At 72.1% G+C, this 19,809-nt stretch carries 16 protein-coding genes; 9 read left to right on the top strand and 7 right to left on the bottom strand.

Features of this window, described 5'->3' with window-relative positions; translation table 11 throughout:
* Nucleotides 1-227 precede the first annotated feature (227 nt).
* Entirely contained in the window at nucleotides 228-1,154 is a 927-nt protein-coding gene (locus OHT61_RS11230; RefSeq protein ID WP_329037400.1) for a sugar phosphate isomerase/epimerase family protein, read from the bottom strand.
* 209 nt (nucleotides 1,155-1,363) lie between these two features.
* Between OHT61_RS11230 and iolC the strand changes: the two genes are divergently transcribed.
* The 6 genes from iolC to OHT61_RS11200 all read left to right on the top strand — a co-directional run bounded on the left by iolC (nucleotide 1,364) and on the right by OHT61_RS11200 (nucleotide 8,584).
* Nucleotides 1,364-2,464, top strand: coding sequence for a 5-dehydro-2-deoxygluconokinase (gene iolC / locus OHT61_RS11225; RefSeq protein ID WP_329043198.1), 1,101 nt, complete (start codon nucleotides 1,364-1,366; stop codon nucleotides 2,462-2,464).
* Between the two features lie 116 nt (nucleotides 2,465-2,580).
* Nucleotides 2,581-3,429, top strand: a complete 849-nt coding sequence (locus OHT61_RS11220) for a Cgl0159 family (beta/alpha)8-fold protein (RefSeq protein WP_329043197.1) — start codon at nucleotides 2,581-2,583, stop codon at nucleotides 3,427-3,429.
* 31 nt (nucleotides 3,430-3,460) lie between these two features.
* The gene (iolB, locus tag OHT61_RS11215) at nucleotides 3,461-4,345 is read left to right on the top strand and encodes a 5-deoxy-glucuronate isomerase (protein ID WP_329037398.1); all 885 of its coding nucleotides are present in this window, start codon (nucleotides 3,461-3,463) and stop codon (nucleotides 4,343-4,345) included.
* Nucleotides 4,342-6,279, top strand: a complete 1,938-nt coding sequence (gene iolD / locus OHT61_RS11210) for a 3D-(3,5/4)-trihydroxycyclohexane-1,2-dione acylhydrolase (decyclizing) (protein WP_329037397.1) — start codon at nucleotides 4,342-4,344, stop codon at nucleotides 6,277-6,279. The genes iolB and iolD overlap by 4 nt, the downstream gene beginning before the upstream one ends.
* 14 nt (nucleotides 6,280-6,293) lie before the next feature.
* Nucleotides 6,294-7,793 carry a CoA-acylating methylmalonate-semialdehyde dehydrogenase gene (locus OHT61_RS11205; RefSeq protein WP_329037396.1) on the top strand — a complete coding sequence of 500 codons (1,500 nt, stop codon included), beginning with the start codon at nucleotides 6,294-6,296 and terminating at the stop codon, nucleotides 7,791-7,793.
* A gap of 146 nt (nucleotides 7,794-7,939) precedes the next feature.
* Nucleotides 7,940-8,584 carry a DUF4291 domain-containing protein gene (locus tag OHT61_RS11200; protein WP_329037395.1) on the top strand — a complete coding sequence of 215 codons (645 nt, stop codon included), beginning with the start codon at nucleotides 7,940-7,942 and terminating at the stop codon, nucleotides 8,582-8,584.
* Here OHT61_RS11200 and OHT61_RS11195 read toward each other — a convergent pair.
* Nucleotides 8,491-8,937: a GNAT family N-acetyltransferase gene (locus OHT61_RS11195; RefSeq protein ID WP_329037393.1), complete on the bottom strand. Its 447-nt coding sequence runs from the start codon at nucleotides 8,935-8,937 to the stop codon at nucleotides 8,491-8,493. The two genes, OHT61_RS11200 and OHT61_RS11195, sit on opposite strands and share 94 nt — an antisense overlap.
* Before the next feature lie 138 nt (nucleotides 8,938-9,075).
* Here OHT61_RS11195 and OHT61_RS11190 point away from each other — a divergent pair, with 138 nt between their 5' ends.
* From OHT61_RS11190 to OHT61_RS11180, 3 genes are all read left to right on the top strand, one after another.
* The gene (locus tag OHT61_RS11190) at nucleotides 9,076-11,832 is read left to right on the top strand and encodes an alpha/beta fold hydrolase (protein WP_329037391.1); all 2,757 of its coding nucleotides are present in this window, start codon (nucleotides 9,076-9,078) and stop codon (nucleotides 11,830-11,832) included.
* A complete protein-coding gene (locus tag OHT61_RS11185; protein ID WP_329037389.1) occupies nucleotides 11,829-12,713 on the top strand; it encodes an ABC transporter permease in 885 nt (294 codons plus the stop codon). The genes OHT61_RS11190 and OHT61_RS11185 overlap by 4 nt, the downstream gene beginning before the upstream one ends.
* Before the next feature lie 126 nt (nucleotides 12,714-12,839).
* The gene (locus OHT61_RS11180; RefSeq protein ID WP_329037387.1) at nucleotides 12,840-14,432 is read left to right on the top strand and encodes a vWA domain-containing protein; all 1,593 of its coding nucleotides are present in this window, start codon (nucleotides 12,840-12,842) and stop codon (nucleotides 14,430-14,432) included.
* Between the two features lie 126 nt (nucleotides 14,433-14,558).
* Here the strand turns inward: OHT61_RS11180 and OHT61_RS11175 are convergent, their stop codons facing one another.
* From OHT61_RS11175 to OHT61_RS11155, 5 genes are read right to left on the bottom strand one after another with little or no spacing between them, the layout of a single operon-like run.
* Nucleotides 14,559-14,873 (bottom strand): L-rhamnose mutarotase, encoded by a 315-nt coding sequence (locus OHT61_RS11175; RefSeq protein ID WP_329037385.1) that lies wholly within the window; start codon nucleotides 14,871-14,873, stop codon nucleotides 14,559-14,561.
* 17 nt (nucleotides 14,874-14,890) lie between these two features.
* Nucleotides 14,891-15,976: a rhamnose ABC transporter substrate-binding protein gene (rhaS, locus tag OHT61_RS11170; protein ID WP_329037383.1), complete on the bottom strand. Its 1,086-nt coding sequence runs from the start codon at nucleotides 15,974-15,976 to the stop codon at nucleotides 14,891-14,893.
* A gap of 54 nt (nucleotides 15,977-16,030) precedes the next feature.
* Nucleotides 16,031-17,071, bottom strand: a complete 1,041-nt coding sequence (locus OHT61_RS11165) for an ABC transporter permease (protein ID WP_329037381.1) — start codon at nucleotides 17,069-17,071, stop codon at nucleotides 16,031-16,033.
* A complete protein-coding gene (locus tag OHT61_RS11160) occupies nucleotides 17,055-18,107 on the bottom strand; it encodes an ABC transporter permease (RefSeq protein ID WP_329037380.1) in 1,053 nt (350 codons plus the stop codon). Before OHT61_RS11160 ends, OHT61_RS11165 begins: the two co-directional genes overlap by 17 nt.
* Nucleotides 18,104-19,627 (bottom strand): sugar ABC transporter ATP-binding protein, encoded by a 1,524-nt coding sequence (locus OHT61_RS11155; RefSeq protein ID WP_329037378.1) that lies wholly within the window; start codon nucleotides 19,625-19,627, stop codon nucleotides 18,104-18,106. Before OHT61_RS11155 ends, OHT61_RS11160 begins: the two co-directional genes overlap by 4 nt.
* Between the last annotated feature and the right edge of the window lie 182 nt (nucleotides 19,628-19,809).

The following is a 19,809-nucleotide window of genomic DNA, read 5'->3' as shown; positions in this document are numbered from 1 at the left end:
AGGCCGAGGGCAGCAGGGTTCAAGGCCGGGCGCGGGGGAGGCCAAAGGCAGAAGGGTTCGAGGCCGGGCGCGGGGGAGGCCGAGGGCAGCAGGGTTCAAGGCCGGGCGCGGGGGAGGCCGAGGGCAGAAGGGTTCGAGGCCGGGCGCGGGGGAGGCCGAGGGCAGCAGGGTTCAAGGCCGGGCGCGGGCACGAGCAGCAGGCAGGGCCCGGGCAGGGGCGGGATGTTTCAGGAAGAGGGCCGTGAGGGTCCGCAGCTCCTGAGGAACTCGCGCGTCCGGCGGGCGATGGGCAGCGGCTTGTCGGGCGGGCAGGGATACATGTCCTGCTCGACGATGGCGAACAGGTCGGTGCCCAGGGCGCGCGCCGCGTCCAGTACCGGCTCCAGCGGGGGTACCCCGCCCGGGGGTTCGCACATCACCCCGCGGGCGACGGCGGGACCGAAGGGAACCTCGTTCGCCACGACGTCGGCGAGTACCACCGGATCGACCTGCTTGAGGTGCAGATACCCGATCCGCTCGCCGTACGTCTCGATGAGCTTCACGCTGTCGCCGCCGCAATAGGCGAAGTGACCGGTGTCCAGGCAGAGGGAGACCAGGTCGGGATCGGTCGCGTCGAGGAAGCGGCTGACGTTCTCCTCGGTGTCGACATGCGTGTCGGCGTGCGGGTGCACCTGGATCCGCAGTCCGTAGCGGTCCCGCACCTCGCGGGCCAGGCGTTCGGTCTGGGCGGTGAGGTCGCGCCACTGCTCCGCGGTGAGCGTGCGGTCCTCCAGCACCTGACCCGTCTTGTCGTCGCGCCAGAAGGAGGGGATGACCACCAGATGCCCCGCCCCCATCGCCCGGGTCAGGGCGGCGATGCCCGCGACATGCTCCCAGGTCCGCTCCCAGACGGCGGGGCCGTGGTGCAATCCGGTGAAGACCGTGCCCGCGGAGACGGAGAGGCCGCGCCCGGCGGTCTCGTCCGCGAGCCGGACGGGATCGGTCGGGAGGTAGCCGTACGGGCCGAGTTCGATCCACTCGTACCCCGCCTCGGAGACCTCGTCGAGGAACCGCTCCCAAGGCACCTGCAGCGGATCATCGGGAAACCACACCCCCCACGAATCGGGTGCCGAGCCGATGCGGATGCGGGCCGGAGAGGGTACGGAGGAGGTCATATCGCCCACCCTCCAGCCCTCCGGAGGGAGTGTCAAGGCTTCGTCCTTATGTCCGGACAAAGAGTTGACAGGGCGTCGGACCACGGTTAGACCTGGGAGTCGGCCACCCCGCGGAGCCGGTTCCCAGGATGTGTACCAGGCCTCCCCGGGCGGGTGCCGGGCCGGAGCACCGGGTCGAAGGGATGCGCATGCCTGAGCCGTACGACGCGATCGCGGAGCCGTACGACGTGATCACCATGGGGCGGATCGGGGTGGACATCTACCCGCTGCAGACCGGTGTACCGCTGGCCGACGTCGAGACCTTCGGGAAGTTCCTCGGCGGCTCGCCGGCCAACGTGGCGGTGGCCGCGGCCCGGCTGGGACGCCGGACGGCCGTGATCACGAGGACCGGCCGGGACGCCTTCGGCGACTATCTGCACCGGGCGCTGCGGGAGTTCGGGGTGGACGACCGGTGGGTGAGCGCGGTGGCGGAGTACCCCACCCCGGTCACCTTCTGCGAGATCTTCCCACCGGACCGCTTCCCGCTCTACTTCTACCGGCAGCCCAAGGCGCCCGACCTGGAGATCGACGGCGACGAACTCGACCTGGACGCCGTGCGGGACGCCCGCGTGTTCTGGATGACCGGTACGGGTCTCTGCGCCGAGCCCAGCCGGACCGCGACCCTCACCGCTCTGCGGGCCCGCAGCGCGGCGGCAGCGTCGGACGACCCGCCGGGCCGCGCCCGCACCACGGTCTTCGACCTCGACTGGCGCCCCATGTTCTGGCATCCGGAGGACCACGGCTCCGCCGCACCCGCCCGCTACCGGGAGGCACTCGCCCACGCCACGGTCGCCGTCGGGAACATCGACGAGTGCGAGATCGCCACCGGTGAACGCGAACCGCACGCGGCTGCCCGCGCCCTGCTCGCCGCCGGTCCGGAACTGGCCGTCGTCAAACAGGGGCCGCACGGCGTCCTCGCCGTCCACCGCGACGGCACCGCCGCCGAGATCCCGCCCCTCCCGGTCGACGTCGTGAACGGGCTGGGGGCGGGGGACGCGTTCGGCGGCGCGCTCTGCCACGGGCTGCTCTCCGGCTGGGACACGGCACGCGTGATGCGCTACGCCAACGCCGCCGGGGCCATCGTCGCCTCACGGCTCGCCTGTTCGTCGGCGATGCCGTTCCCCTCCGAGGTCGAGGAGGCACTGTCCGCCGGTGTCGTGGGCGCGGCGGACGCGACACGTACGGGACCGGCCGGAGCGGCCGCGCCCCTGCCGACCTGCGCGGGCTCCCGGACCTCAGAAGTCGCAGGCCCCCCAGGAGACACACCGTGACCCCGCCGCCCCCGTCCACACCTGCGAACCCGCCGACGCCACCGCCGCCCGCGCCCGCCGCCTCACCGCCGCGCGCGTCGTCGCCCGCCGCCTCCGGCCCCGCCGATCTCGTCCGGCTGCGCGCACGCCACCCCGAAGCCGTCACGGAAGCCGCCGACGCCCGTCGCAGGCGCCCGCTCCTTGGGCCCGCCGGACGTCTGATGATCATCGCCGCGGACCACCCCGCACGCGGCGCCCTCGCCGTGGGCGACGACGAACTCGCCATGGCCGACCGCTTCGACCTGCTCGAACGCCTCTGCCTCGCACTCTCGCGCCCGGGGGTCGACGGGGTGCTGGCGGGCGCCGACGTCCTGGAGGACCTGCTGCTCCTGGGAGCCTTGGAGGACCGGGTCGTCATCGGCTCCATGAACCGCGGCGGGCTGGCCGGTGCCGCCTTCGAGCTCGACGACCGTTTCACCGGCCACCGCCCCGTCGACATCTCCCGGCGGGGATTCGACGCGGGCAAGCTGCTCCTGCGTATCGACCTCGACGACCCCGGCTCCCTGGAAACCCTGGACACCGCCGCCCGCACGGTGAACGCCATGGCCGCCCACCGGCTGCCCGTCTTCGTCGAGCCGTTCCTCTGCCGCCGTACCCCCGGCGGTATCCGCACCGACCTGGGTGCCGCGGCCGTCGCGACGTCGATCGCCATCGCCTCGGGGCTCGGCGGCACATCCGCGTACACCTGGCTCAAGGTCCCCGTCACCGAGGACCCCGACGCCATGGAGCGGGTGATGCGCGCCTCGACCCTGCCCGCCGTCCTGCTCGGCGGCGAGGTCGCGGAGGATCCGGACGCCGCCTACGAGCGATGGCGGCGCGCACTGCGGCTGCCGACCGTCCAGGGGCTGGTCGTCGGGCGCTCGCTGCTCTATCCCGCCGACGGCGACGTGGCGGGCGCGGTCGACACGGCCGTCGGACTTCTGTGAACGCGGCCCGGTGACGGGTAGGGATGGAGTCATGACGACGCCCGACGAGCAGCAGAGGCACCACCTCAGGGCAGGCCACGCCGCGCGTGGTCCGTACGCCCTCGACATCGACCCGGAGCGGGCCGGGTGGGACCGGTCGAGTCTGCGTGTGCTGGAACTCGAGCCGGGTGGTGTTCATACCCTGGTAACCGGGGAGAGCGAATGGATCGTTCTGCCGTTGTCCGGTGGCTGTACGGTGCAGGCGGCAGATGAGATCTTTGAACTGCTGGGCAGGAAAGACGTGTTCAGCGCAGTGAGCGACTTCGCCTACGTCCCCCGCGACGCACGCGTCCAGATCGCCTCCGGCGCAGGAGGCCGCTTCGCCCTGGCAGGAGCGAAGTGCGAGCGACGACTCCCCGCTCGCTACGGTCCCGCGCCGGAGGTACCGGTCGAACTGCGCGGTGCCGGCGTCTGCTCCCGCCAGGTCAACAACTTCGCCGCCGCCGACACCTTCGACTGCGACCGCCTCATCGCCGTGGAGGTACTGACCCCCGGCGGCAACTGGTCCTCCTACCCGCCGCACAAGCACGACGAGTACCTGCCCGGTACGGAGGCGGAACTCGAGGAGATCTACTACTTCGAGGTCGAGGGCGACGGCCTCGGCTACCACCGGGTCTCGCCGTCCCGGGCGGGCGGCACCGACGTGCTCGCCGAGGTCTCCACGGGCGACGCCGTCCTCATCCCGGACGGGTGGCACGGCCCGTCCATCGCCCCGCCCGGCCGCACCCTGTACTACCTCAACGTGATGGCCGGCCCGGGGGAGCAGCGCGAGTGGCTCATCCGCGACCACCCCGGCCACCGCTGGGTCCGGGACACCTGGCCCGGGCAGCCCGTCGACCCCCGACTGCCGTTGCACGGACAGGAGGCCGCCCGGTGACCACCCCGCGCCGTACGTCCGACGCCGCCGCGTCCACCCGCGGCCGCACCTCCGCGTCCACCCGCAGGCTCACCACCGCCCAGGCCCTGATCGCCTTCCTCGCCCAGCAGTTCAGCGAGCGCGACGGCCGCCGGCACCGCCTGATCGGCGCCACCTGGGGCATCTTCGGTCACGGCAACGTCGCGGGCGTCGGACAGGCTCTCGTCGAGTGCGGACCCGCGATGCCCTACCTCCAGGGCCGCAGCGAACAGGCCATGGTGCACGCGGCCGTCGGATACGCCCGCCAGTCCGGCCGGCTGTCCGCTCATGCCGTCACCACCTCCATCGGGCCCGGCGCCACGAACCTCGTCACCGGGGCCGCCCTGGCGACCGTCAACCACCTGCCCGTGCTGCTCCTGCCCGGGGACACCTTCGCGGCCCGGCCCGCCGACCCCGTGCTCCAGCAGCTCGAAGTGCCGCACAGCGGTGACGTGTCGGTCAACGACTGCCTGCGCCCCGTCTCCCGCTACTTCGACCGGATCACCCGTCCGGAGGCGCTGATCCCCGCCGCCCTCCAGGCCATGCGCACGCTCACCGACCCGGCGGCCACCGGAGCGGTCACCCTCGCGCTGCCGCAGGACGTGCAGGCAGAGGCGTACGACTGGCCCGCCGAGTTCTTCGCCCCCCGCGTCTGGCACGTCCGCAGGCCGGCCCCCGATCCGTACGAGCTCGAACAGGCGGTCAGGGCGGTGCGCGCCGCACGCCGTCCCCTGATCGTCGCGGGCGGCGGGGTCCACCACAGCGCCGCCGAGGAGACGCTCGCCGCGTTCGCCGCCTCCACCCGCATCCCCGTCGCCTCCACCCAGGCCGGCAAGGGGTCCCTGCGCCACGACCATCCCGCCGACGTGGGCGGCATCGGTCACACCGGCACCGCCACGGCGGACGCGCTCGCCCGGGAAGCCGACCTGGTCATCGGCGTCGGCACCCGCTACACGGACTTCACCACGGCCTCCGGCACCCTGTTCGCCGACCCGGCCGTCCGCTTCCTCAACCTCAACATCACCGGCTTCGACGCCCACAAGCTCTCCGCCCTGCCCCTCGTCGCGGACGCCCGGACCTCCCTCGAAGCGCTCGGCGAAGCCCTCGGAGCGCGGGGCTACCACGTCGACCCCGCGTACGAGACCGGTTACACCGACGCCAAGGAACGCTGGGAGCGGCGCGTGGACGCCGCGTACGCCGCCGACGACCAGGACGCCCGGCCCACCCAGGCCCAGGTCCTCGGACTGCTCGACGGACTCGTCACCGAGGACGACATCCTGGTCAACGCCGCCGGCTCGCTCCCCGGGGACCTCCACAAGCTGTGGCGGACCCGTTCCCCGCACCAGTACCACCTCGAATACGGCTACTCCTGCATGGGCTACGAGATCCCGGCGGCCCTCGGGGTGCAACTGGCCGCCCCCGGCCGCCCCGTCTGGGCCCTCGTCGGCGACGGCACGTACCTGATGAACCCCACCGAGATCGTCACCGCCGTGCAGGAAGGGCTCCCCGTCAAGCTCGTCATCCTGCAGAACCACGGGTACGCCTCCATCGGCGGCCTCTCCGAGTCCGTCGGCGCCGAACGCTTCGGCACCGCCTACCGCCACCGCGCCGACGGCGGCGCGTTCACCGGCGCCCCGCTGCCCGTGGACCTCGCGGCCAACGCGGCGTCACTCGGCATGCACGTGCTGAAGGCGGGGACGGTCGGCGAACTGCGCCGGGCCCTCGCCGAGGCGCGCGGCGCGGACCGCCCCACTTGTGTCTACGTCGAGACCGAAACGGCAGACACAGTGTCGGGGCCTCCTCCGGCACAGGCGTGGTGGGATGTTCCCGTAGCCGAAACCGCGACCCGCCCGTCGGCGGTCGAGGCCAGGAAAGAGTACGACCGGCAGATCGCAGCCCGACGCCGCCACCTGTGAAGGAGACCCCTGTCATGAAGACCGTCAACCACTGGATCGGTGGCAGGACCGTCGAGGGCACGTCGGGCAACCACGGTCCGGTCACCGATCCCGCGACCGGAGCCGTCACCACCCGGGTCGCGCTCGCCTCCACCGAGGAGGTCGACGCCGCGGTCGCCGCCGCGAGGACCGCGTACGAGAGCTGGGGCACCTCCTCGCTCTCCGCGCGCACCGCCGTCCTCTTCCGCTACCGCGCCCTGCTCGACGCACGCCGCGACGACATCGCCGCGCTGATCACCGCCGAGCACGGCAAGGTGCACTCGGACGCCCTCGGGGAGGTGGCCCGCGGTCTGGAGATCGTCGAGCTGGCCTGCGGCATCACCACGCAGCTCAAGGGCGAGCTGTCCACCCAGGTGTCCAGCAAGGTCGACGTCTCCTCGATCCGCCAGCCGCTCGGCGTCGTCGCGGGCATCACCCCGTTCAACTTCCCGGCCATGGTGCCGATGTGGATGTTCCCGCTGGCCATCGCCTGCGGCAACACCTTCGTCCTGAAGCCCAGCGAGAAGGACCCGTCGGCCGCCAACCTGCTGGCCGAGCTGGCCGCCGAGGCGGGCCTGCCCGACGGCGTGCTCAACGTCGTGCACGGGGACAAGGTCGCCGTGGACGGGCTCCTCAACCACCCGGACGTGGCCGCCGTGTCCTTCGTCGGCTCCACCCCCATCGCCCGGTACATCCATGCCACGGCCTCCGCCAACGGCAAGCGGGTCCAGGCGCTCGGCGGCGCCAAGAACCACATGCTGGTCCTCCCCGACGCCGACCTCGACGCGGCGGCCGACGCCGCCGTGTCGGCCGCGTACGGCTCCGCGGGTGAGCGCTGCATGGCCATCTCGGCGGTCGTCGCCGTGCGTTCGATCGCCGACGAGCTGGTGACCAGGATCCGCGAGCGCGCCGAGAAGATCACCATCGGTCCCGGCACGGACCCCGCCTCCGAGATGGGACCGCTGATCACCGCCGCCCACCGGGACAAGGTCGCCTCCTACGTCACCGGGGCGGCCGCGCAGGGCGCCGACGTCGTGCTGGACGGCACCGGGCACACCGTCGAGGGCTTCGAGGACGGCCACTGGATCGGCCTGTCCCTCCTGGACAACGTCTCCACCGACTCCGACGCCTACCGCGACGAGATCTTCGGCCCCGTCCTGTGCGTCCTGCGCGTCGACACCTACGAGGACGGCGTCGCCCTGATGAACGCCTCGCCGTTCGGCAACGGCACGGCGATCTTCACCCGCGACGGCGGTGCGGCCCGCCGCTTCCAGCTTGAGATCGAGGCGGGCATGGTCGGCGTCAACGTGCCGATCCCGGTGCCCGTCGGCTACCACTCCTTCGGTGGCTGGAAGGACTCCCTCTTCGGCGACCACCACATCTACGGCAACGACGGCGTGCACTTCTACACGCGCGGCAAGGTGGTCACCACCCGCTGGCCCGACCCGGCCGACGCCCCAGCCGGCGTGGACCTCGGTTTCCCCCGCAACCACTGACCGCCTCCCCGGCCGACGGCCCCCGCCCCCTCACGGACGGGGGCCGTCGGCCTGCATGCACGGGGAGACCGCAAGGTCCGGGGGCCCGTGCGGCCGCAGCCGAAAACCCGTGGCCCGGGGCACGGCGTCCGGACCATCCTGGGGCGATGACCGCACCGCACCGGGAGATCCGCGCCCTGCACACCGCCGACACGCTCACCGTCTACCAGGCCTACTCGCCCGTCATCGGTGTTCCGGCGGCCCGCGAAGGACGGTTCCCGGCGGCCTGGAAGCGCGACCGCATGACCTGGATCAAGCCGAGCTTCCTGTGGATGATGTACCGCTGTGGCTGGGGCACCAAGGAGGGCCAGGAGACCGTGCTCGCCGTCGAGATCACCCGCGAGGGTTTCGCCTGGGCACTGGAGAACGCCGAACTCTCCCACTACGTACGGGGAGTCCACCCCGACCGGGCCGCCTGGCGGCGCGGCCTGCGCCGCAGCCCCACCCGGGTGCAGTGGGACCCCGAGCGGGACCTCCGCCTGAACCCGCTGCCGTACCGCTCCCTCCAGCTCGGGCTGGGCGGCGAGGCGGCGCGTCGGTACGCGGACGAGTGGCTGGTCTCCGTGCGCGACGTCACTCCGCTCGCCCGCGACATCCACGGTCTCGTCGGAGCCGGACGGCACGACGAGGCCGCCGCGCTCCTTCCGCGCGAGACCCCCTACGACCCGGGCTGCACCGTCCCGGCCGGGCTGCCGAACTCCCAGGTCAGCATGGCGAACCCGCCGTCGTCGGCCGCGCCCGCCGAACGGTAGACGGCCAGGGCCGCCTCGTTGTCCCGCTCCACCCCCACCCACATGTCGTAGCAGCCGCGCGTGCGGGCCTCCGCCGCCAGCGCGTGCGTGAGGGCCCGCCCGATGCCCCGGCGGCGGAACGGCTCGCCGACTGAGAGTTCGTACAGGCACATCTCCGTGCCCTTGTCCGGGTGCAGCATCTCGATGCCCGAGACGAACCCGGCAGGGGCCCCGTCCACGTAGGCGATGAGCATCAGATGGCCGTGCGCCGCGAGGAAGCGGTCCGCCCACTCGGGACGCGGCGCGACGTCGTAGAGGTGCCCGGCGCCGAGGAGTTCGGCCGTGGTGGTCGCGAGGCGGATGACGATGTCCATGGACGGTGCCTTTCGTGAGCGGAGCAGACCGCGTACCGCGTACGGAGTACGCCCCTGCGCGGCGTACCTCTCAAGGAGGCCGGTCAGCTCACCCTGGCGGCTTCCCGGCGCGCCGCGCACTCCGTTTAGGGTCGGGTCATGGACCACTCGACTTCCCGGTGGCGGCGCCGGCTGCCCCGTACCCCAGGCCGGTGGGCCGCGGTCGTCGCCGCCCTCGCCGTACTCGTGGGCGCCGGTACCTGGACCGCCGCGGCCGACGGCGACGGCGAGCCGTCCGTGCACCGGCAGGACCGGATGATGCGGATGAACGGGGTGGACGTCGACACGTCGTACTTCACGTCCGGCGGTTCGCAGCGCCGGCCCGCCGTCCTCATCGGGCACGGCTTCGGCGGCAGCAAGAACGACGTGCGCTCCCAGGCCGAGAAGCTGGCCGCCGACGGCTACGCCGTCATGACCTGGTCCGCCCGGGGGTTCGGCAGGACCGGCGGCGAGATCACGCTCAACGCGCCCGACGGCGAGGTCGAGGACGTCTCGGGCCTCATCGACTGGCTGGCGGACCGGCCCGAGGTCGAGCTCGACAAGAAGGGCGACCCCCGGGTCGGTGTCACCGGCGCCTCGTACGGCGGGGCGGTGTCCCTGCTCGCCGCCGGTCACGACAAGCGGGTCGACGCCATCGCACCCGTGATCAGCTACTGGAACCTCGCCGACGCGCTCTTCCCGGACGGTGTGTTCAAGAAGCTCTGGGCGGGGATCTTCGTCACCTCCGGCGGCGGCTGCCAGAGGTTCCAGAAGCAGTTGTGCGACATGTACGAGCGGGTCGCCGTCAGCGGCAAGCCGGACGCCGCGGCGCGCGCCCTGCTGACGGAACGTTCCCCCGTCGCGGTCGCCGACCGCATCGACGTACCCGCGCTCATCGTCCAGGGGCAGAGCGACTCGCTCTTCCCGCTCGGCCAGTCCGACGCCATGGCCAAGGCCATCAGCGCCAACGGAGCTCCCGTCTCGGTCGACTGGATCGCGGGCGGACACGACGGCGGGGACGACGAGGGCGACCGTGTCGAGAGCCGGATCGGCGCCTGGTTCGACCGCTACCTGAAGCAGGACGAGGGCGCCGACACCGGCCCCGGATTCCGGGTGACCCGGACCGGAGGCGTCGACTCCACCGACGGCGCCGCGCTGAAGCGCGGAGCGAGCAGCGCCACCTATCCCGGACTGACCGGCGGCGGCCGCGAGATCCCCCTCACCGGCACCACGCCGACGCCCGCCACGGGCGGCGGCCCGGCCACCGGCGGACAGGACGCCCAGCGGGGCGACGGCCGTGGCGCGACGAGGGAAGACGGCCGGAGCGGCACGACGCAGACGTTCCGCAACCCGGCCGGGGCGAGCCCGCCCTCCATCTCCGCCGTCCCGGGCGTCGGCGGCGGGCTCTCCCAGCTGTCGTCCCTCGGCGTCGGGTTCTCGGCCGACTTCCCCGGGCAGTACGCCCGCTACGAGTCCGCACCGCTGGACACCGCCGTGCGCGTCACCGGCACGCCCACCGTCCGCGTGAACGTCACGGCGGACCACGGAGACGCGGTGCTGTTCGGCAAGGTGTACGACGTGTCACCCGACGGGAAGCAGCAGGTCCTGCCCTCCCAGCTCGTCACGCCCCACCGGATCACCCCCGGACAGCAGGGCAGGCCGGTCGAGCTGACCCTGCCCGCCGTCGACCATGAGGTGGACGCCGGACACCGGCTGCGGCTGGTGCTCTCCGCCACCGACCTCGGCTACGCCTCACCCGCCGAGCCCGCCACCTACACCGTCTCCCTCGACGGACCGCTGACCGTCCCGACGGCACCCGCCGTGAAGACCGCCGCGGCCGTCCTGCCCTGGTGGACCTGGGGGCTTCCCGCTGCGGCGGTCGTCATCGCCGCAGCCCTCCTGATCACCGCACGCCGCCGCACCACGACACCCGCCCCCGACCCGGCGCTCGCCGGCGTACCGCTGCAGATCACGGACCTGTCCAAGAAGTACGCCAAGTCCGTGGACCGGTACGCCGTCCGGGACCTGGGCTTCCGTGTCGAGAAGGGCCAGGTCCTCGGACTCCTCGGACCCAACGGTGCCGGGAAGACCACCACCCTGCGCATGCTGATGGGCCTCATCACGCCCGACTCCGGCGAGATCCGGGTCTTCGGCCACGCCATCCGCCCCGGCGCGCCCGTGCTGTCCCGTGTGGGGTCCTTCGTCGAAGGCGCGGGCTTCCTGCCCCACCTGTCCGGCCGCTCCAACCTGGAGCTGTACTGGCAGGCCACCGGCCGGCCCGCCGGGGACGCGCACATCGACGAGGCCCTGGAGATCGCGGGACTCGGCGACGCCCTGGCCCGCGCCGTGCGCACCTACTCCCAGGGCATGCGGCAGCGGCTCGCCATCGCCCAGGCGATGCTGGGGATGCCGGACCTCCTCATCCTCGACGAACCGACCAACGGTCTCGACCCGCCCCAGATCCGCGAGATGCGGGACGTGATGATCCGCTACGCGGCCGGCGGCCGGACCGTGATCGTCTCCAGCCACCTCCTGTCCGAGGTCGAGCAGTCCTGCACCCACCTCGTGGTCATGGACCGCGGCCGGCTCGTCCAGGCCGGTCCCGTCGCCGAGATCACCGGCTCCGGCGACATGCTGCTCGTCACCACCGCGGCCGAGGTCGCCGAGCCGCTCGTGGACAAGGTGGCCGCCCTGCCGGGCATCGGCTCAGCCGTCCGCGTGGACGACGGCCGCGGTCTCCTCGTCCGTCTCGACGGCGCCACCGCCGCGCAGCTCGTCGCCGACCTGGTCCGCCTCGACGTACCGGTCACCGGCGTCGGGCCGCACCGCCGCCTGGAGGACGCCTTCCTCACCCTCATCTCCCAAGGATCCGCATGAGCTCCGCAACCGAGGTCCGGGCGCTCCCGGAGGCCCCCGGCTACCGTGCCCGCCGCACCCTGCCGCTGCGCGTGGAGGCGATGCGGCAGCTGCGCAGGCGACGCACCCTGCTCATGGGCGGCGTGCTGGCCGCCCTGCCGTTCATCCTCGTCATCGCCTTCGCGATCGGCGGCACCCCGGGCGGCGGCGACGGCGGCCGGGGCGCCTCCCGCATCAACCTGATGGACGTGGCCACGGAGTCGGGCGCGAACTTCGCGGCGACCTGCCTCTTCGTCTCCGCCGGCTTCCTGCTGGTGGTGCCGGTGGCCCTCTTCTGCGGGGACACCGTGGCCTCCGAGGCGAGCTGGTCCTCGCTGCGCTACCTCCTCGCGGCCCCCGTGCCCCGCTCCAGACTGCTGTGGAGCAAGCTCGTCGTAGCCCTCGGCTTCAGCCTCGCCGCGATGGTGCTGCTGCCGCTCGTCGCCCTCGGCGTGGGGGCGGCGGCCTACGGATGGGGGCCGCTGAAGCTGCCCACCGGAGGCGCGCTCGGCACCGCGGACACCGTGCCCCGGCTCGCCCTCGTCGTCGCGTTCATCTTCGTCTCCCAACTCGTCACCGCCGGGCTGGCGTTCTGGCTGTCGACGAAGACGGACGCCCCGCTGGGCGCGGTGGGCGGCGCCGTCGGGCTCACGATCGTCGGCAACGTCCTGGACGCCGTCACCGCGCTCGGCACCTGGCGTGAATTCCTGCCCGCCCACTGGCAGTTCGCCTGGGCGGACGCCCTCCAGCCCGACCTCGAATGGGGCGGGATGGTGAAGGGCGCCGCCGTGTCCGTCACCTATGCCCTGATCCTGTTCGCTCTCGCCTTCCGAGGGTTCAGTCGTAAGGACATCGTGTCCTGACGTCGACGTTCCGCCCCGCCGACGGCGGCCGTTGCGCCATCGAGACTGTTCCGCAACGCTTCCGACGACTCCACGGGGCCACCCCGCACGTCACATTCACAGATGCCGACGACGTGGGGGGTACGCATGCAACGTGGGACGAGGACGAGGACGTACGGGGGAGCACTGGCCCTGCTCCTGGGCGCGGCGCTGATCACCGGCTGCGCGGGGACGGGTTCGGACGGGGCCAAGTCGTCCGTCGACCGGGCGACCGGCAGCGGCGGGCCGGCCGGCGGCAAGCAGCCACCGCCCGCCGCACCGGAGCAGGAGCAGGACGCGGACGGGGCGGCGAAGGACGGCGGCACCCGCAAGGGCGTGGCGCCCGACTACCTGTCGACCTTCGCACTCGACGTGGACACCGCCAGTTACGGCTACGCGCGCCGCACGCTGGGCGAAGGCCGGCTCCCCGAGGCGGACACGGTGCGCCCCGAGGAGTTCGTCAACAGCTTCCGCCAGGGCTACCGGACGCCCAAGGGCAACGGCTTCTCCGTCTCGGTCGACGGCGCCCGGTCCGGTGCCGGGGCCGCGGACTGGTCGCTCGTACGGGTGGGACTGGCCACCGCCCCCGCGGCGCGCACGAGTGAACGCCCGCCCGCCGCACTGACCTTCGTCGTCGACGTCTCCGGATCGATGGCCGAGCCCGGACGCCTCGACCTCGCCAGGACGTCACTGGGCATCCTCACCGACGAACTGCGCGACGACGACTCGGTCTCCCTGGTCACCTTCAGCGACGGGGCCGAGACCCTGCTCCCCATGACCCGGCTGCGGGGCAACCGCACGAAGGTGAGGGACGCCATCGGGGAGATGCGGCCGGAGGACTCCACCAACGTCGCCGCCGGCGTCGAACGCGGTTACGACGAAGCGGTCGAAGGCCACCGCGAGGGCGCCACCAACCGGGTGGTCCTCCTCTCCGACGCGCTCGCCAACACCGGCGAGACCGACGCCGACGCGATCCTGGAGCGGATCGCCGACGCGCGCGAGGAGTACGGCATCACACTGTTCGGCGTGGGCGTCGGCAGCGACTACGGCGACGAGCTGATGGAACGCCTGACGAACAAGGGCGACGGCAACACCACCTACATCGCGGACGAGTCGCAGGCCAGGAAGGTCTTCGTCGACCAGCTGCCCGCCCACGTCCAGCTGCGCGCCCGGGACGCCAAGGCCCAGGTGGCGTTCGACCGCGGGACGGTCCGGCAGTTCAGGCTGATCGGCTACGAGAACAGGAAGGTCGCCGACGAGGACTTCCGTGACGACGCCGTCGACGGCGGCGAGGTCGGCCCCGGCCACACGGTGACGGCGCTGTACGCGGTACGGCTCCGTGAGGGTGCGTCCGGGCACGTGGCGACGGCGACGGTGCGCTGGCTCGACCCGACGACGAGGAAGGCGCACGAGGCGACCGGATCGGTGGAGACCGGCGCGGTCGACGGGAAGCTCTGGGGCGGGGCCGGAGCGCGGCTCCAGGTGACGGCGGTCGCCGCCTACTTCGCGGACACCCTGCGCGGCGGGGACCTGCCCGGCACGCCCGCGCTCGGTGAACTCGCCGAGCGGGCGCGGTCGCTGGCCGTCTCCACCGAGGACAGCGCGGTGCGGAAACTCGCGACGATGATCGAGCAGGCGGACCGGCTGAACGGCGGTGGCGACGAGCCCTCGGGGAACGGGAGCGAGGGCGAGGTCGGCTGACGCCGCGAACGGCCCGGCGGGGGACCCCCGCCGGGCCGTTCGCGGCTCCCGGCACCGTCGGCACGGCGGCGCCCTGGCCGCCGGGGAGGGCAGCCAGGGCGGCGGGGTGCGGCCCGGCCGGCGGCCCTACGCCAGGTGGAACACCTCGGTGAGCGGGAGCATCGCCTCGTCGGCGGCCTCCGACTGCTCGAAGAAGGCGGCCATGTCCCGCTGCCACCGGGCGTTGACCTCGGTCGCCGCCATCGCCTCACGGGCGGCGTCGAAGTCCTCGGTCTCCAGATAGCCGACGAGCAGGCCGTCCTCGCGCAGGAACAGCGAGTAGTTGTGCCAGCCCGCCTCCGACAGGGCTTCGAGCATGTCCGGCCACACCTCGGCGTGACGCTCGCGGTATTCGGCCGTGCGGTCCGCGCGGACCTTCAGCAGGAAGCAGACGCGCTGCATGGAGAGGGGTCCCTTGCTCAGAAGTCGAACGTGTCGATGTTCTTGGCGTCGAAGACGGTCGGTTCGCCGAGGATGACCTCACCGTCCTTGCCGACGGTGTACTCACCGAGCTTGCCCGCCTTGAACTTCTCGCCCTCGGCGCCGGTGATCTGCCCCGAGGCCAGGGCCGCGGCCGCGTAGGAGCCGAGGTAGCCGAGCTCTTCCGGGTTCCACAGCGAGAACTGCTCGACCGTGCCGTCCTTGACGTACTTGCGCATCTGGTTCGGCGTACCGAGGCCGTTGAGGACGACCTTGCCCTTGTACGACGAGTCGCTCAGGTAGCGCGCGGCGGCGGCGATGCCCACCGTGGTGGGGGAGATGATGCCCTTGAGGTCCGGGTAGGCCTGCATGAGGCCCTGGGTCTGCTGGAAGGACTTCTGGTCGGCGTCGTCGCCGTACGCGACCTTCACCAGCTGCATGTCCTTGTACTTCGGGAGCTTCAGCTCCTCCTTCATGAACTCGATCCAGGTGTTCTGGTTCGTCGCGTTCTGCGTCGCGGACAGGATCGCGATCTTGCCCTTGTAGCCGATCTGCTCGCCCAGGTGCTGGACCAGGCTGCGGCCGATCTCCTCCGAGCTGGCCTGGTTGATGAAGAGCTGGCGGCAGTCCTTCGCCGTGTCCGAGTCGTAGGCGACGACCTTGATGTCCTTCTTCATGGCCTGCTTGAGCGGGCCGCACACCGCGTTCGGGTCGTTCGCCGCGACGAGGATGGCGTCCTGGCGCTGCTGGATGAGGGTGTTGATGTAGGAGACCTGCGAGGAGGCGTTCGCGTCGGACGGACCGACCTCCTTGCCCGTGCCGCCGTACTCCTTCGCCGCGGCGATACCCGCCTCGTCGACGATCTTCTCGTACGGGTTGTTGATCTGCTTCGGCAGGAAGGCGAGCTTGAGCCCCTTCTTCAGCGGGGCGTCCGGGTCGGCCTTCGCGGAGCTGCCGGCCTTCGCGCCGCCGCTGTCCTTGCTGTCCTTCGTGGTGCCGGAACAGGCGGTCAGGGCGATGGCCAGGGAGACGGCGGTGGCTGCGGTCGCGACGGCGCGGCGCCCAGCGGCATTGCGGAGCATCATGGCGGCGTGTGCCTTTCGGAGAAGGAGCTGAGAGGTACCGAGAAGGGAGGAGGTCTACGGCTGCGGCGAAGGGGTGTTCGCGGCACGCCTGTGCCGGCGTTCGACGACCGCGGCGATGACCCGCGGAGTGAGGACGGACGCCACGAGCAGCAGCCCGGTCACGATGACCTGCACCTCGTTGGCGATGTCGTTGAGCGTGAGCAGGTTCTTCAGCACACCGATCAGCAGGACACCGGCGACCGCGCCGAAGAGCGTGCCCTTCCCGCCGTCGAAGTCGATACCGCCGAGCAGCACCGAGGCGATGACGAGCATCTCGAAGCCGAGTCCGTTGTCCGCCCGGGCACTTCCGTAGCGGAGGGTGAAGACGACCCCCGCGAAGGCGGAGAACAGCCCCGTCACCACGAAGAGCAGCAGCTTGATCCGCTTGACCCGGATGCCCGCGAAGTACGCGGCCTCCTCCTGCGCGCCGATCGCGAAGAGCGAGCGGCCGAGCCCCGTGGCGTGCAGCACGACGGCCGTGATCACGGCCAGGACGGCGAACAGCACCACCGGATAGGTGAGGAAGGTTCCGGGGACCGTCGTCGTGTCGACGGCCCAGTCCGCGTACGTCTGCGGGAAGTCCGTCACCGCGTCGCTGCCGAGCGCCACCGAGGCGAGACCCCGGTACAGGGCCAGCGTCCCGATGGTGACCGCCAGCGAGGGCAGTCCCACCCTGGTGACGAGCCAGCCGTTGAGCAGGCCTCCGACGACGCCCACCAGGAGCACCACCGGCACGATCATCTCGAACGCCCAGCCCGCCTCCCACAGCGCGCCCGTCAGCGCACTGCCCAGGCCCAGCATGGACGCCACCGACAGGTCGACCTGCCCGGCGACGACGAGGAGGGTCATCGGCAGGGCGATGAGGGCGACTTCGGCGATGTCGTTGAACGCGAACGCGAGGTTCTCGCCGGAGCCGAAACCCTCCGTGGTGCCCAGCCCGACGACGAGGACCGCCACCAGCAGGACTCCGACGGCGGTGTCCCAGCGCAGCGCCAGACCGCGTACGAGCGAGGCCCGCGCGGCGGGAGCCTTCTTTGTCTCAGGCGCCGTGGTCATGACGGGCGCTCCTCTTCCTCAGTGCGGCGGTCATCCGCAGGTTCACGATCCGGTCGACGCTGATGGCCAGCAGCAGGAGCGCGCCGGTGATGGCGCCCTGCCAGAAGGAGTCCACCTTCAGCACGACCAGGACGCTGCCGATGGTGGTGAGCAGCAGGGCGCCGAGCGCGGAGCCCCAGACGGTGCCCGTGCCGCCGGTGATCGCGACACCGCCGACGACGACGGCGCTGACGACGGTCAGCTCCCAGCCGTGCGCGTTGTCCGCGACGACGGTGCCGAAGCGGGCCAGCCACAGGGCACCGGCGAAGCCCGCGACCGCCCCGGAGAAGGCGTAGGCGGCGAGCACGCGGCGGCGGATCGGGATGCCGGCCAGCCGGGCCGCCTCGGGGCTCGACCCGATCGCGTAGAGCTCGCGCCCCGAGCGGTAGCTGCGCAGGAAGTACGCCGTCGCGGCGAGCAGGACCACCGCGAGCAGCGGAAGGTACGGGATGCCGAGCACGCTGCCGCTGCCGAGCCCCAGGACGGCCTCCGGCACGTCGGAGGCGCTGATCTGCTCGCCCTGTGCCCACCAGTAGTCGACGCCCTGGATGATGTAGAGCATGCCCAGGGTCACGACGAGCGCCGGTACCCTGCCGAAGCTGACGAGGGCGCCGGAGACGAGCCCGCAGACCACCCCGATGGCGATGCCCAGCAGCATCACCGTCACCACCCCGTGGTCACTGCCCGCCACGAACTTGCCGCAGGCGAAGGCGGAGAGGCCGACGACGGAGCCGACGGACAGGTCGATGTTCCGCGTGATCACCACGGCGGACTGGCCGACCGCCAGGAGCACCAGGATCGATGCGTTGAGCAGGAGGTCCTTGATGCCCTGGTCGGAGAGGAAGCGCGGGTTGGCGAGGTAGGTGCCGAGGATCAGCAGGACGAGCGCGCCCGCGATGGAGATCTCGCGCGCCCGGAAGACCGCGTCCACGAGCGAGGCGGCGCTGCGCTCCGGTGCCTTCGCGAGGTCCGGGGGGCTCCCGATGGTGGTGGTCATGCCGCTGCCCTCTCGTTGCGTCCGGTGGCCGCCGCCATGACCGACTCCTCGGTGGCGCTCTCCCGCGGGATCTCCGCGACGAGCCGGCCCTCGTGCATCACGAGCACGCGGTCGGCCATGCCGATGACCTCGGGGAGGTCGGAGGAGATCATCAGGACGGCGAGGCCGTCCGCCGCGAGCGAGGACAGCAGCCGGTGGACCTCGGCCTTGGTGCCGACGTCGATCCCGCGGGTCGGTTCGTCGACGATCAGGACGGCGGGGCCGGTCGCCAGCCACTTGGCCAGCACGACCTTCTGCTGGTTGCCGCCGGACAGCACGCCCACGGTGTCGGCCAGCCGGTTGTACTTGAGCTGGAGGCGCACCGCCCAGTCGGCGGCCCGGTCGTGCTCCAGCGCCCGGCTGACGAGCCCGCGCTTGCGGACCTCGCCCAGGCCGGTGAGGCCGATGTTGCGCTCGATGGACATATCCATGACCAGTCCGCGCTGCCGCCGGTCCTCGGGTACGAGCGCCAGACCGGCGTCCATCGCGGCCGTGGGCGAACCGGGGCGCAGCACCGTGCCGCCCACCTTCACCTCGCCGGCGTCGGCGCGGTCGACGCCGAAGACCGCCTGGGCGACCTCCGTGCGTCCGGCGCCGACGAGCCCGGCGAGCGCCACTATCTCGCCGCGGCGGACGTCGAACGACACGTCACGGAAGACGCCTTCCCGGGTCAGCCGGTGCACCGACAGGGCGACCTCGCCGACCTCGGCGTCCTGCTTGGGATAGAGGTCGTCGAGGTCGCGGCCGACCATCCTGCGGACCAGGTCGTCCTCGGTGAGCCCTTCCAGCGGCTCGGAGGAGATCCACCGTCCGTCGCGCAGGGTCGTGACGCGCTGGCACAGCTCGAAGATCTCGTCGAGGCGGTGCGAGATGAACAGCACCGCCGCGCCCTCGGACCGCAGCGCGCGGACGACGGAGAAGAGCCGCGCGGTCTCGCTGCCGGTGAGGGCGGCGGTCGGTTCGTCCATGATCAGGACGCGGGCGTCGAACGAGAGGGCCTTGGCGATCTCGACGATCTGCTGGTCGGCGATCGACAGGCCGCGGGCCGGCCGGTCCGGCGCCAGATCGACGCCGAGCCTGCGCATCAGTGCCGCGGTGGTCTCGTGAACGGCCCTGCGGTCGATCCGGCCCAGTGTCCGCCGGGGCTGGCGGCCCATGAAGATGTTCTCGGCGATGGACAGGTCGGGGAAGAGCGTCGGCTCCTGGTAGATGACGGCGATGCCGGCGTCACGCGCGTCGGCCGGGCCGTGGAAGACGACGGGCTCCCCGTCGAGGAGCACCTCGCCGCCGTCCGGCCTGTGCACGCCGGCGAGGGCCTTGATCAGGGTCGACTTGCCTGCGCCGTTCTCGCCCGCGAGCGCGTGGGCCTCGCCGGGGAACAACTGCAGGGAGACGTCCTGCAGGGCCCGTACGGCACCGAAGGACTTGCTCACGCCCTTCAGGGCCAGGACCGGGGCCGGGTCCGGGGCGGACTGGTTCATGGGAGCTCCTCAGCGGTGGCCTGGTCGCTCCACACGCCGTGAAAGGTTTCAATGAGGTTGCTCGGAAGCTAAACGGGGATTGCAGGCGCAGTCAATGGGTTGATGGCGAGAAGTTCCAGGGATGAGGTCGATGTACGACCTGAATGGGGGGAATGGCCGTGCGCCCTTGACAGGCTTCTTTG

This window comes from Streptomyces sp. NBC_00178 (assembly GCF_036206005.1).
Lineage (GTDB): Bacteria > Actinomycetota > Actinomycetes > Streptomycetales > Streptomycetaceae > Streptomyces.
Note: the sequence above shows the minus strand (reverse complement) of the source record. Positions and strands in the feature narration are given on the sequence as shown.